A 13,363-nucleotide genomic window follows, 5' to 3' on the forward strand; every position below is an offset into this window, starting at 1 on the left:
CAATGCTGTTGTAAAGTGATAGCTGTTATAGGTTGATAATACGCTTAAACCCATTACTCAGGAGTCAAAAATGAGCGACTACCTATTGGATGATTCCCCACTAAGCCCAGGGGTTATTTATCGGTTGCTGTCGGGCACTGTTTGCCCCCGGCCTATTGCCTGGGTGTCTACCCAGAATAAGCAAGGAAATGCCAATTTGGCGCCATTTTCCTTTTTTAACGTGGTCAGCGTGAATCCACCGGTGCTGGCGTTTTCTCCACTGCTGAATGGTAGCGGTGAACTTAAAGATACCGTGCGCAATTTAAAAGAAGTACCTGAATGTGTCGTACATGTGGGTAGTGAAGGGTTGATAGAAGCGCTCAATACCACTAGCGCCAGCTTGCCGCCAGGAGAGGATGAGTTTGCGCTGGCCGACCTTGAAAAAGCTGAGATGCCTGGGGTCAGCGTGCCACGCATTGCCAACGCTCCCGTGGCGTTTGGTTGCAAACTATTCGATATGATTAGCTTTGGTGACCAGCCGCTAGCAGGTACTTTGGTGCTGGCTCAGGTTGTCTCCATCCATATTGACGATTCGCTGTGGGATGGTCGCCATGTAGATATGGATCGACTCAAACCTGTTGGTCGGCTTGCAGGCAGTGATTACATCCGTATCAGTGACCGTTTCGCCATCGAAAGACCTGCTTAAAAGCATAATTTTGCGCTAATGGCGGGTGTGACATCAACTGTTACAATCTAAGTAATATTTGTTACTTAGCAACCAACGATAATTAATCTTTAGTCGTATATCCTCCCGCCGATAGAGATAAGAACTGGTTGGTGATTTCGAACGCGTGCGGTGTTAACCATTGCACGTATTCGATATTGCCATTTATGTAGTGGGGAAGTGATCTAGCCAGCAAGGAGCAGATCAATGCAACGATTGGGAATCGGGTTGTTAATAAAAGCCTTGTCACAAAAGGTCTTATTAAGAAAATACTTATTGAATATAGCATTAGCAGTGGGAATGTTTGTTCCACTTCTTGCGCAGGCAGAGCTGAGTTTCGGTATTGTTGCTCCTTCCAGCGGTGGGGCCGCACCGCTAGGATTGGGTATGCAAAAAGGTATCGAGACCTACTTTGCCGAAGTCAACGAGGCAGGCGGGGTTAATGGTGAAACCCTGGCGTTAATTGCCCGGGATGATCAGTACAAACCGCTGCAGGCCGCCAGTAATACCCGACAGTTGATTCAAGAGGATGAAGTGCTCGCGGCGATCGGAAATGTCGGCACTCCGACGGCCACCGTTACTATTCCCATCTTTAACGAATATGAAACGCTTCTGTATGGCGCTTTTACTGGCGCGGGTGTGCTGCGCAAAACGCCGCCTGACCGCTACGTGATTAACTACCGGGCAAGCTATGTACAAGAAACCGCCGCCATGGTGGGCGGGCTGTTGGAGGCAGGTGTTTTGCCCGAGGAGATCGCCTTCTTTACGCAGAACGATAGCTTTGGCGATGCAGGATACAATGGTGCCACCCAGGCATTAACTGCCCATGGCGTCGACAATATCGCGGCACTGGCTCATGGCCGCTTTACTCGCGGTACACGTAATATTCACCAGGGCTTAGCGACCATTCTGGAAGCGCCGGTGACACCACGCGCCGTTATCATCGTCGGTACTTACGGCCCCGCAGCGGACTTCATTCGTGAAGCGAAAAAGGACCTACCTGATACGCTATTTCTGAACGTTTCTTTTGTGGGCAGCCAAGCACTTATGGATGAACTTGGCGATCTAGCGGAAGGCGTCATTATTACCCAAGTCGTCCCTCCGCTAAATGCTGACCTGCCCGCCGTTGAGGCCTACCGCAAAGCGCTGGAAACCCATGCCCGTGGTAGTGAGCCTGACTTTATTTCCCTGGAAGGTTATTTGGCGGCAAAACTCTTTGTTGAGGGCGTAAGAGCGGCCGGTGCTAACCCTGACCGTGAGGCGATTGTGGATGGTCTGCTTGGGTTGGGCTCGGTTGATATTGGTTTGGAAGAGCCGTTGAGCTTGGGGCCAAATGACCATCAAGCCAGTGATGCGGTATGGCCAACCATTATTAAAAACGGCCGTTTCGAGTCGGTGGAATGGGCAAGCCTGTTGCCCTAAAGCTTACGTTACCTGTCTGTCCCCTGACACAAGTGAAAACAGATAATGAAAAAAACCTTAAGTATTCGAGCGATGTTGATCAGCCTGTTCTTAGCCGCAGTGCTAGGCGCTGTGGTGCTGGCGGCAACCGGTTGGACGACCAACCAACGGCTAATCGACTCACAGCGTTATATTACCAATGAAGTATTGCCGCTTCAGGATGCCAGCATGGGCATGGTGCTTACCATGGGGGCATTTGGTCAACGCCATGCGGATTTGCTTGCCGCAGAAAGCGTGACTGATCTAGATGAGACCACCTCTCAAGCGGCACTGGATGAGCGTTTTAATGATGCACGGCAAGGCCTCCATGGGGTTGATCAAGCGCAAGGGTTGAGTGAGCTGGATAGCCACTATCAAGCATTGCTGGAAGGAGATACGGCGCTGGAAGCCGTTCGCCGCGAAGAGCTGAGCCTACAAACCCAGATGGCTGAGCGCATCAGTGCAATGCAAGCGCTTATTTCTCAAGTAATACTAAGTGCCGAAGATATTGCCGGGCGGACGGCGCTAGCACAGGTTCGCAGTGACCGTGAACAGCGCGAGTTAGTGGAAGCCTGGCGCGAAGATGGCATGACCACGTTACCGACCCAATTGCTCGACAATATGTTTACCGCGCAAGCGGACATCGGACGCCTGAGCGGCAATGCGCGCATGGCATTAGCGCAGCTGTCAGATCTTGGCCGCCAGATGATGCAAACGACTAGCGTCGATGCGCTGGTCAATTTGCGTCACAATGAAATTGCCCAGCAGGTGGGTCTAGCTCGCCAATCACTGGCGGCGATCGCCGACGCGCCTAGCACCGAAGTAGACCAGCGCGCGCAAATCAGTGATCTAGACGATGTCATCGTAGAGCTGGATGGGTTGATGGTATCCGATGACAACGCTGTCTATGAGCTGCGTTTACAGCAGTTAGAGTTAAACGCCCAGGTGCAAGCGGCGCTCACTAATGTTGCCCAAGCCATGGCGCAGATGCGCACGGCGCTGAGCGACGTGGAGGCATTTACCGTGGCTCAGGCGGACAGCGCCGCGACCCAGGCCGAAGCATTAGCCAACGCCGGGCGTTCACTGCTGATTATGGTTACTCTGGCGGTCATCGCGCTGCTTGCCATCTTTGGCTGGCGTACCATGGTGCGTGTATTGGGCCCGCTAGTGGCGATGCGCCAGCAAATGGAAAACATCAGCGGAGCCGCAGGGGAAAACGCTGACCTTTCTAAGCGACTAGAGCTTAAGCGCAATGATGAAGTGGGCCAAACTGCCCAAGCGTTTAACAACATGATGAATACTTTTGAAGGCATGGTGGCACAAATTCGTGAAAGTGCCGAAGCCATCGCAGCCAGCAGCCGACAAATTGCCGCCGGTAATGAAAACCTCTCCCAGCGTACTGACCAGCAGGCAGCATCGTTGGCGGAAACGGCTTCAAGCCTCGAGCAGATCACGGCCACGGTGAAACAGACCGCTGATTACGCTGACCAAGCCAAAGACGCTAGCGGTAATGTTGATCAGCGCGCCCGTGCCGCTGGTGAGGTATCAACGCGCACCACGGCGGCAATGGGTGATATCCGCGAGGCGAGCGAAAAGATTACCTCGATCATCAAAGCCATTGACGATATCGCTTTTCAAACCAACTTGCTGGCGCTCAACGCTTCTGTTGAAGCGGCGCGAGCGGGTGAGCAGGGCCGTGGGTTTGCCGTAGTGGCCCAAGAAGTGCGCAAATTAGCGGGACGTAGCGCCGATGAAGCGGCCCAAATTCGTCATTTGGTAGACGACAGTGTCGCCAAGGTAAGCGAGGGTGAGCAACTGGTAAACGCCTCAAGCAAACACCTGCAGGAAATCATTGATAGCCTGGGAGAGGTGACGCGCTATGTTACCGAGATTGCTGGGGCGACCCATGAGCAATCTGCTGGTATTGATCAGATCAACCAGGCAATTTCGCAGCTGGATCAGGTGACACACCAGAACGCCCGCTTGGTGCAAGAAGCGACGACTGCCAGCCATACGCTGGATGATCGTGCCGGTGATATGCATTCACTGGTAGGGCGCTTTCGGGTCGGCGACGCGGCAGGGCAACGGCATCTAGCGCTTCCGCAGCAGGAGAAAGTGACTCAGTAGTAAGCAATTACTACCTATTGTCGGAAAGCGCTTGCTAGTCTCATCTAACACGCCCTGCGTGTGCTCAAACACTCGATCAATAACCATAAGATAACCAAGAGGAGCACTGAGATGAGCAGCAAGCGCATTTTAATGATCACCGGCGATTTCACTGAAGATTATGAAACCATGGTGCCATTTCAGGCACTTATGGCAGTCGGCCATCGTGTCGATGCAGTTTGCCCCGGGAAAGCCTCGGGCGATACTGTGGCGACGGCGATTCATGACTTCGAAGGCGATCAAACCTATTCCGAAAAGCCCGGCCACCGTTTTGCCCTGAATGCCGATTTTGCCAGCATTAATCCCGCCGATTACGATGCCTTGGTAGTGCCTGGTGGACGTGCACCTGAATATCTTCGTTTGAACAAAGAGGTGCTAACCATGGTTCAGCACTTTTTTGAGACCAATAAACCCGTGGCGGCGATTTGCCACGGCGCTCAGCTATTAGCCGCTGCAAAAGTACTGGAAGGGAAGCAGTGCTCCGCTTACCCGGCCTGCCAGCCGGAAGTAGAGCTTGCGGGTGGCCACTTTGCCAACCTGGAAGTGACCGATGCGGTAACCGATGGCAACCTGGTCACCGCCCCCGCATGGCCTGCCCACCCAGCCTGGCTGGCGCAGTTTATGGCGCTACTGAATAAGTGAGCTTGGCCCACTAACCTAACGAAATTTGCGCCCAGCACCCGCTGGGCGCTCTTGTTTGCTGTGCCAATAATTGCCGCTATGCTCTAATCAGAGGATTCCTGATAATGCGTGTGGTTACGAACACCCCGAGAGACAGCCTATGTGTAAACTGTTTATTCAAGCCGACCCAGAGCTGTGGCGCAGTGCGACACACTCGCTGCGTATAGATGGCATGGTTACCAGCGTGCGAATGGAAAATTACTTCTGGCACATTCTCGAAGAGATTGCCCAGCGTGATGGAATGAACACGGCCCAAATGATTACTCGGCTTTATCATGAATCTATCGACGCCGGACACGATTTGGGTAACTTTACCTCGTTTTTACGCGTTTGCGCTCTGCGTTATCAGGCGCTTCAATTGACGGGTGATATTCCTACCCAGCATCAAGTGCCTATCGCCACCCTGGATGCTGAGCAAATTTTAGCTCGCGAGGGCGGCAATAGACGTGATCCATTGCATTGACGGGAGTGAGTAAGGCGTTATTGAAGCGGTCACTCAAGTCGCGCTTCCAGCGCCGTTAAAAATTTTTCAATACGTGCTGCGTTGGTGCCCACGTCGCTGGCACCCAGACGTGATGCCGAGCGCATATCCACCTGTACTCCGTTCTCAAGCTCGGTTAGGCGAATGACCACATCATCCTCAAAGCCAAACCAGCGCGTGGTCGCGGTGGCTTCTATGTGGTTGTCGGTAATTCGTGCGATCCGCCAGCCAGCCTCTTCGGCCTCAGCTTGTGCGGCAGCGAGTACCATTTGTGGGGCCTCGTCCAAGACCAGCGGCTTGATATAAGGGTAGGCTGCTTGCTGCTGCTGAGCGGTGGCGTCGCCCGGGTAGTCAACCGCGTTAGGCGCCGCTTCTCGTGCGTCAGCTAACGCTTCAAAGACAGGAGGGTTCTGCGTATCGGTGGTGATGTCGTGAATCGCGGGCACTTGTTGAGCGCGTTGCCAATGCTGCCAGGGTACGTAAAGCAGTGCAGCAGCGGCGACGATAACCAGCGTGGCTATTAAGGCGGGCCTAGAGCGATGAACCAGCAGGCTAAACAGTAGCGTGACAATACTGACCGCGACTGCTCCTCCAGCGGCATAAACGCCGTTACGGAGTAAGTTGAACGCCTCGCCTAGGCTGATAAATTCGCCCCGATAAGCAGGCCCGGAGCCCGCCATCATTAGGGTCGCCACCGCTAGCAGCAAAATGGCTAAGCCAGCTAGCACGCCTGGCCAACGGCCTCCACGAGGGCGTACCGTTGTTAGTCGCGTTACCATGTTCTCTCCTTATCACAGCGTATTTCGCTATTCTTAGCACAACTATTTCTTAGCACAAACACTGGGTCAATGGGCAATGTGAACGTGTTAAAACCTGACGATAGGATATATATGACCGATAACGTAGCCGCTCTTCGCCAGCTACTGCTCAGCGCACCGCGTGACGCCCTGCCAATGACATATCAGCAGGTGGCTAGCGCGCTAGCGCTAACACCGCCGCGGACTATCGCTCAAGTCACTCAGGCGTTAGAGCAGTTAATGCGCGAAGACGCCGCACAGCAGAAGCCTTTCATCGCAGCACTGGTGGTCAGCCGGCGAGGCGGCGATTTACCTGCGGCTGGCTTTTTTGAACTAGCCGTCACCTTAGGCCGCTTTCCTGCGGATACCGCACAGCACGAGGCCGCTTACCGTGTTGAGTTTCAGGGTGCCCTTGACGAGCGTGAGAACGCAGATAAAAACGTTCAGCCTTAAGTTTCGCCACGCTGGCTAGGTGTTTTTCGCAGTGGGTCAAGCAACGGGCCAAGCCCATTATGATCAATTTCGTGCATCAGATGCAGCAGTTGGCCAATTTCCCCGGAGGGAAACCCCTCCCGAGCGAACCAGTTTAAATAAGGGCCGGGAAGGTCAGCGATAAGCCGACCCTCGTACTTGCCAAAGGGCATGGTACGCGTCACTAGCTTTTCCAGATCCTCTGGTTTCATGCAGTTACTCCTTTGATATTGAACGAAACATTTTAGGCGCCATTATCAGGCCGCTGAGCGATTTCGCCAATCAATTGGGCCAGCGCCCGGGCGGGTTCGCTCAAATGGCCGCTACTGGGATGTATCAGCCCTATGTCGCGGTGAAAGGTGCGTTCGCCTAAATCAATCGCACGCACTTTCGCTGGCCAGGGTTGCTGTGCAATCGCTTGGGGCACCAGAGCAACGCCTACCCCTTTGGCGACCAGTTTAACGATGGCCTCCAGTTCATCCACTTCGCATACTTCACGTACATTGCAGTGATTGTCGCGTAGAAAGCGTTCGACCTGCCGTCCTCCAAAGGAAGCACGGTCGTAGCGGACAAATGGCTGGCGGGCGATCAGCTCCTGCCAGTGATCGCCCTCAATATGGCGCGGCACGATTAAACGAAATGGCTCGTGGGCAAGGGGCGTCCAGCGTAAATCGCTGTGCAGCGAAAAGGGCGGGCGAATAATCACCGCCATATCCAGTTCCCCAGCGTCGACTTGATTCACCAGCTCCATGGAGAGCCCAGGCACCACGCGGGTGCGGCATTCGCTATAGGCGTGATGAAAGCGCGCCAGCGCATCGGGCAGTAGCGAGCGCTGTATGGACGCGATGGCCCCAATGTTGACCCGTTGAGTGGTGGCTTGGCCTGCAGTCGTCGCACCCAGCGTGCTGTAGAGGGTGAGCAGTGCATGAGCTTGCTTTAACGTTTCCTGCCCACGCTGCGTCAAGATGGCGGCACGCCCTTTACGCTCAAACAGTGGGATACCCAACTCTTCCTCGAGGCGTTTCATTTGTGCGCTTACCGCCGCTTGAGTCAGGCCAATTTTATTGCCCGCTGCGGCAAAGGTGCCTTCCTGTGCTACCGCAATCAGCGTTTTTAGCTCACGGATCATTGATCAATCCTTTTTGTGAATCAGCTAAATAGTTATTGATTTTATTTTCCCATGAGCGGCCCTAGGATTAATACAGCGGGGCTGCATAAAGTGCCCGCTAACCCTCATAAAACCCAATAATGTGGAGAATGACCATGAGCCTTTCACCCTTCCATCTGGCGATTCCCGTTTACGATGTGGCGCTGGCGCGAGCGTTTTATAATGATGTGTTTGGCCTGGAAGAGGGGCGTTCCAGCGAGCAGTGGGTCGACTTTAATTTCTTTGGCCACCAACTGGTCATTCATGAGCAGCCCAAAACGCCGGGGCAAGAGAGCGCCCACACTAATCCGGTAGATGGGCACAACGTCCCGGTGCCGCACTTTGGCGTAATATTAGCGTGGGACGAGTGGGAAGCCCTGGCCGAGCGCTTGAAATCGCGCGATACGCAGTTTGTGATCGAGCCGTATATTCGCTTTAAAGGCGAAGTAGGTGAGCAGGCCACCATGTTTCTGCTCGACCCCTGCGGAAATGCCCTGGAGTTCAAGGCGTTTAAAGATATGAGTCAGGTGTTTGCTAAATAAGCCCTGCATTAAATCTCGTTTTAAGCGCGTAACGCTTGCTCCTGGCGGCGATGCTGAAGCGGGGGCTCACCAAAGTAGCGCTTATAGTCACGGCTAAACTGAGGCACGCTGCGGTAACCCACCGCCGCAGCGGCCTGATTAACGTTGTGATTATCCTGCAGCAGCAACTGCTGCGCTTTGATTAGGCGCAACCGCTTTAAGTACTGAGCCGGTGATGAGCGGGTAATTTGCTTAAAGTGCTGGTGAAAAGTCGAGGGGCTCATATGGGCCTGTGCTGCCAACTGCTCCACGCTAAAGTCGTCGGCAAAATGGGTGTGGAGCTTAGAGAGCACCTGCACAATGCGTGAATAGTTACCATGCCCCAGTACGAGCGCCCGTAAAGCAGGCCCCTGTTCTCCCTTCAGCGCTTCAAACACCACGTCACGAATGCGGGCGTTGCCCATGGCGCTGCACTCTACCGCTACGTTTAGCGTGCGCGCTAAGCGCCATACGGCGTCCTGCATGCCCTCTGTCATGGCCACCGAGGCCATTGGCAGCGGTGCCTGGGCGTGATGACCGGTATCGCCCATAGCTGTCACCATCTCGCTTAATAGTGCCGGATCCAGGCGCACCGATATACCCAGCAAAGGGGCTTCCGGCGAGCCGTAGGTTTCGCACTCAAAGGGCAGTGGTAGCGTTTGCACTAAGTAGTGGCCGGGGTCGTAATAGATTTCGCGATCACCCAGATAACCCATTTTACGCCCCTGGGCAATGATGGTCAGGCTTGGCTCATAGATCAGCGGTGTGCGAATCTGGTGGCGGCTTAAACAGAGTAACGACACGCCGGGCAGTGATGTGCTATTGATTCCGTCGCTTTTAACCAGTGGTGCGATAACGGCAGCCAGCGTATTGCCAGCCTGAGCGGTGGAGGTCATGAGGATTTCTCTTAGGTTTCTAGTGGAATTCGCATAATCATAATGATTTATGCCAATTTTTTGTTATTTTATTACGTGTTATCGGAGTATTTGGCAAAAATGACGTAGCTTCGTTCATCGCTATCATCACTGATTAGGCGAATACTATCGGCATACCTCGCATGCGGGGAAATGTCTGCTGATTTATATGGCAGTCTTTTGCTGATAAGGAGTTTCACCGATGAGCCAAGCATTATCCTACGCCGCATTCGCTGCCGATAAGCCCTTAGCACCGTTTACTTTTGATCGTCGCCAGCCGCGCCCCGATGACGTCGCCATCGAAATTCTCTACTGTGGTGTCTGCCACAGCGATCTGCATTTTGCTCGCAATGACTGGGGCATGAGCCAGTATCCCGTCGTACCTGGCCATGAGATTGTCGGACGCGTGACCTCTGTGGGCGATAAAGTATCGCGTTTTAAAGCCGGTGACCTGGTGGGTGTCGGTTGCATGGTCGATTCATGCCGTACCTGTGCTGCCTGTAAAGATGGCGTAGAGCAGTACTGCCTGGAAAGCTTCACCATGACCTACGGCAGCGAAGATCGTCAGGATGGCACCCTAACCCAGGGGGGCTACTCCGATTCCATCGTGGTGAGCGAGCACTTTGTGCTACAGATGCCTGATGGTATTGATCTGGCCTCAGCGGCGCCGATTCTATGCGCCGGTGTAACGACTTACTCACCGCTCAAGCATCACGGCGTGGGCAAAGGCCATAAAGTCGGTGTGATCGGTATGGGTGGCTTAGGCCACATGGGCGTTAAATTGGCCAAAGCGTTGGGCGCTGAAGTCACGGTGTTCACCCGTTCCGACGCCAAGGTTGAAGAAGCGAAGCGTAACGGTGCAGACCACGTGGTGGTTTCCAGCGACCAGGCACAAATGGATGCCGTGGCTGAAACCTTTGATTTCATGCTCGACACCGTACCTGTCCAACACGATCTAAACCCCTACCTAACGTCGTTGAAGTATGACGGTACCCATATCATTGTCGGCTTGTTAGAGCCTATTGAGCCTGCTATTGAAGCGTTCAATTTGGTCTTTAAGCGTCGTGTGGTTGCCGGTTCACTAATTGGTGGCATTGCGGAGACTGAAGAGCTGCTCAAGCTGTGCGCCGATCAGGGCATTACCTGTGATATCGAGATGCTCGATATCAATAACATTAACGAAGGTTTTGAGCGCATGGAAAAAGGCGATGTGCGCTATCGTTTCGTGATTGATATGGCCACGCTAAAAAACAGTGCAGCCTAAATAACGGATTGTCTAGCTGCCTATCTATCCACTCAGGTAGGTAGCTGGAGCAAAACAAAACGGCCCGAGTCCTGCAGAGGACTCGGGCCGTTTTTCTAGCTAGCCACTTTAGCGCCTGAGGCGTTTCAACTTCGTGGTTGGCGTGTGACTCTTGCTGCCACCACGCCGGGCAAGAGCATCAAGCCTGCTAACAGCCAAGCTGGCCAGCTACCCAAGCGGGTGAAAGGCGTTAGACCCTCCATGGCGTAAAACTCACCGGTGAGCGTGGTTGTCTCAAACTGCGGCGCGCGTTCAACAATGCGCCCACTGGAATCGATAATAGCGGTAATGCCATTGCTGGTGGCGCGGATCACATAGCGTCCATTCTCTAGCGCGCGTAGGCGTGCCATCTGCAGATGCTGGTGGGGGCCAATTGAGGCGCCAAACCAGGTGTCGTTAGACACCGTCATGATGACACCGCTGTCTTGGGCTCGGCGGGCGACTAGCTGTGGGTAGATGATCTCATAGCAAATAGCGTTACCAATATGAATCCCGGCGGCCTGCATCGGTGTTTGCTCATGCTCACCTTTGGTAAAGGTCGACATGGGCAGGTCAAAAAAATCAATCGCCCCGCGGAGTACACTCTCCAGCGGCAGGTACTCACCAAAAGGCACCAGGTGTTCTTTCTGGTAGCTGCCCTCTACGTCGCCGACGCCAATCACGCTATTGAAGTAACGCTCCTGCTCGTCGCGCTGAACGATGCCGGTGAGCAGAGCGACGTCGGGCGGTAGGTTCGCTTGCACCCGCTCCAGCACCGGGCGAGCCTGGGTCTCCATCATTGGCAGGGCGGTTTCTGGCCAGATGATCAGGTCAACCTCATCGGCGACTTCGCGGGTGAGGTTGCTATAGGTATTCGCCGCCGTGCGCTGCCCTTCGGGCGTCCACTTCAGCAACTGCGGCAGGTTGCCCTGTAGCAGTGCCACGCGCGTGGGCTCGTCCACAGGCGTGGTCCACTGATGGGGGAGTGCCAAGGGAATTAGCCAAATAGCCGCCAGTGGCGCAAGTGTCCACCACTGACGGCGCAGCAGTAGTTCAGCGCCAAGCGCACCGCTAAGTGCGACCAGCAGCGAGAGCAGGTAGACGCCGCCAACGGGTGCCCAGGCAGCCAGCGGCGAGTCGACGTAGCCAGAGCCCAGCAACAGCCAGGGAAAGCCGGTAAACAAGTAGGTGCGTAGCACCTCGCCCAGTACCCAGGCGCCAGCAAAGCTGATAAACGCAAGTCGGGCGGAGGTGAAGCGCCGGTAGAGCCAGAAAGTGCCGGCAAAAAACAGCGCCAGAATCGTCACAAACAGCGCTGTTAGGAAAACAGCTAGCGGTACACCGGTGTAGCCATAGTCGTGGATAGAGACATACACCCAAGAGGTGCCGCTGGCGAACAGTGCCACACCGTATAACCAGCCCTTCAGGGCCGCCTGGGCGGGGGTTAAAGTGTGCAGGCCCACATAGAGTAAGCCAATGGCCACCGGGCCAAGCCACCAAAGCTCAAAAGGGGAAGCCGTTAGGGTGGTGAAACCGCCCGCCACCAGGGCGGCAAGCAGCTGTAACAAAAACGCGGGGGGTAAACCCATAGCGATAACCTATCTACGGTAAAGTGCGAGGGAGTGGAGAGAAAACAGCGCGACAACAAGCGCCTAGGCTGGCTTGTTCTCCTGGTCATCATCCTCTTCGTCATCGCGGCGGGTGTCGCGATAGGCTTCGAGTAGACGGATGCGTCGGGTGTCGGCATTGAGAATCACAAACCGCCAGCCGCCCAGAATGGTGTGTTCACCGCGCCGCGGTAGATGGCCAAACTGCTGCATTACCAGGCCGCCAACGGTATCGAACTCATCGTCAGAGAACTCGGTGTCAAAGCGTTCGTTGAAATCTTCGATGGGGGTCAGTGCGCGAATGGCGTAGCGGCCATTCTCTATTTCGCGGATATCGTCCTCTTCATCGGTATCGTGCTCATCTTCGATGTCGCCAACGATCTGCTCAAGAATATCTTCGATGGTGATAATGCCCGCGGTGCCGCCGTATTCATCCACCACCACTGCCATGTGATTGTGGGTATCCCGAAACTCTTTGAGTAGGCTGTTTAGCCGTTTTGATTCAGGGATAAACATCGCGGGGCGCAAAATGTCATCTAACTTGAACGCATCACGCTGGGCCTGTGTCTGGGAGAGCAGGGGGAGTAAATCTTTTACCAGCAGAATGCCTTTTACATCGTCCAGATTTTCGCCAATCACCGGGTAGCGGGAGTGGCCGGTTTCCTGAATCAGTGGTAGGTAGCCGTCGCTGGTTTGATCCAGAGCGATGGCTGAGACCTGGGAGCGAGGTATTAGCACTTCACGAACCTGCTGATCGCTGATATCAAGCGCCCCTTCGATGATCATAATGGCGTCTTGATCCAGCTTTAATTTCCCTGCGGTATGGCGTAAAAACGTCATCAGCTCATCGCGTGAGCTGGGTTCGTCATTGTCTCCGGAAAGGGCGCCAAAGAGTTTCTCGAGCCAGGATTTTTGATTGGGGTTGCTCGATCGGTCTTCGCTCATGCGTCAATTCTCTCGTTTGCGGGCAGACAGTTGCTATCTCGTTGACGACATCGTTATATAAACCATGTCGTCAGGTAGCTGTTTTATCACTGAAACGGGGGATAGTACCAGATTAGTTGTTACGTGATTTAACGCACTCACCGCTAAATAATAAAGAGGTAAGGGGCTA

The 13,363-nt window shown here is 54.3% G+C and carries 14 protein-coding genes; 8 read left to right on the plus strand and 6 right to left on the minus strand.

The genetic code is table 11. The features are described from left to right. Window positions 1-70: 70 nt before the first annotated feature. From ACW17M_RS08255 to ACW17M_RS08275, 5 genes are all read left to right on the plus strand, one after another. Complete coding sequence (locus tag ACW17M_RS08255; protein WP_009288223.1) at window positions 71-685, plus strand: flavin reductase family protein; 615 nt, start codon at window positions 71-73, stop codon at window positions 683-685. 318 nt (window positions 686-1,003) lie between these two features. Further along, window positions 1,004-2,125, plus strand: coding sequence for an ABC transporter substrate-binding protein (locus ACW17M_RS08260; RefSeq protein ID WP_230803113.1), 1,122 nt, complete (start codon window positions 1,004-1,006; stop codon window positions 2,123-2,125). A gap of 45 nt (window positions 2,126-2,170) precedes the next feature. Continuing rightward, window positions 2,171-4,270: a methyl-accepting chemotaxis protein gene (locus ACW17M_RS08265; RefSeq protein WP_009288225.1), complete on the plus strand. Its 2,100-nt coding sequence runs from the start codon at window positions 2,171-2,173 to the stop codon at window positions 4,268-4,270. A gap of 111 nt (window positions 4,271-4,381) precedes the next feature. Next, window positions 4,382-4,951 (plus strand): DJ-1/PfpI family protein, encoded by a 570-nt coding sequence (locus ACW17M_RS08270; RefSeq protein WP_022522546.1) that lies wholly within the window; start codon window positions 4,382-4,384, stop codon window positions 4,949-4,951. Between the two features lie 139 nt (window positions 4,952-5,090). Beyond that, complete coding sequence (locus ACW17M_RS08275) at window positions 5,091-5,453, plus strand: ribbon-helix-helix domain-containing protein (protein ID WP_027960044.1); 363 nt, start codon at window positions 5,091-5,093, stop codon at window positions 5,451-5,453. Window positions 5,454-5,482: 29 nt separating this feature from the next. On the opposite strand, the gene ACW17M_RS08280 is transcribed toward ACW17M_RS08275, so the two are convergent. Then, window positions 5,483-6,250 carry a DUF1499 domain-containing protein gene (locus tag ACW17M_RS08280; RefSeq protein WP_009288227.1) on the minus strand — a complete coding sequence of 256 codons (768 nt, stop codon included), beginning with the start codon at window positions 6,248-6,250 and terminating at the stop codon, window positions 5,483-5,485. A 111-nt stretch (window positions 6,251-6,361) separates the two neighbouring features. On the opposite strand from ACW17M_RS08280, the gene ACW17M_RS08285 reads away from it, so the two are divergent. Next, window positions 6,362-6,721: a hypothetical protein gene (locus ACW17M_RS08285; RefSeq protein ID WP_230803114.1), complete on the plus strand. Its 360-nt coding sequence runs from the start codon at window positions 6,362-6,364 to the stop codon at window positions 6,719-6,721. On the opposite strand, the gene ACW17M_RS08290 is transcribed toward ACW17M_RS08285, so the two are convergent. Together ACW17M_RS08290 and ACW17M_RS08295 are read right to left on the minus strand one after the other, a co-directional pair. After that, window positions 6,718-6,951: a DUF3820 family protein gene (locus tag ACW17M_RS08290; RefSeq protein WP_022522550.1), complete on the minus strand. Its 234-nt coding sequence runs from the start codon at window positions 6,949-6,951 to the stop codon at window positions 6,718-6,720. The two genes, ACW17M_RS08285 and ACW17M_RS08290, sit on opposite strands and share 4 nt — an antisense overlap. Window positions 6,952-6,983: 32 nt before the next feature. Next, window positions 6,984-7,868, minus strand: coding sequence for a LysR family transcriptional regulator (locus tag ACW17M_RS08295; protein WP_009288228.1), 885 nt, complete (start codon window positions 7,866-7,868; stop codon window positions 6,984-6,986). Window positions 7,869-8,002: 134 nt separating this feature from the next. Between ACW17M_RS08295 and ACW17M_RS08300 the strand changes: the two genes are divergently transcribed. Further along, a complete protein-coding gene (locus tag ACW17M_RS08300) occupies window positions 8,003-8,428 on the plus strand; it encodes a VOC family protein (protein WP_022522552.1) in 426 nt (141 codons plus the stop codon). A gap of 20 nt (window positions 8,429-8,448) precedes the next feature. Here the strand turns inward: ACW17M_RS08300 and ACW17M_RS08305 are convergent, their stop codons facing one another. Beyond that, on the minus strand, window positions 8,449-9,342 hold the full coding sequence (locus ACW17M_RS08305) for an AraC family transcriptional regulator (protein ID WP_039860276.1): 894 nt from the start codon (window positions 9,340-9,342) through the stop codon (window positions 8,449-8,451). Window positions 9,343-9,562: 220 nt separating this feature from the next. Here ACW17M_RS08305 and ACW17M_RS08310 point away from each other — a divergent pair, with 220 nt between their 5' ends. Beyond that, on the plus strand, window positions 9,563-10,624 hold the full coding sequence (locus ACW17M_RS08310; protein ID WP_457547216.1) for an NAD(P)-dependent alcohol dehydrogenase: 1,062 nt from the start codon (window positions 9,563-9,565) through the stop codon (window positions 10,622-10,624). Between the two features lie 125 nt (window positions 10,625-10,749). On the opposite strand, the gene lnt is transcribed toward ACW17M_RS08310, so the two are convergent. Both lnt and ACW17M_RS08320 read right to left on the minus strand, forming a co-directional pair. Further along, on the minus strand, window positions 10,750-12,231 hold the full coding sequence (gene lnt, locus ACW17M_RS08315; RefSeq protein ID WP_190372848.1) for an apolipoprotein N-acyltransferase: 1,482 nt from the start codon (window positions 12,229-12,231) through the stop codon (window positions 10,750-10,752). A 63-nt stretch (window positions 12,232-12,294) separates the two neighbouring features. Further along, window positions 12,295-13,194: an HlyC/CorC family transporter gene (locus ACW17M_RS08320; RefSeq protein ID WP_009288231.1), complete on the minus strand. Its 900-nt coding sequence runs from the start codon at window positions 13,192-13,194 to the stop codon at window positions 12,295-12,297. Window positions 13,195-13,363: the final 169 nt, after the last annotated feature.

It is taken from the genome of Vreelandella sp. 2A-K22 (assembly GCF_054065485.1).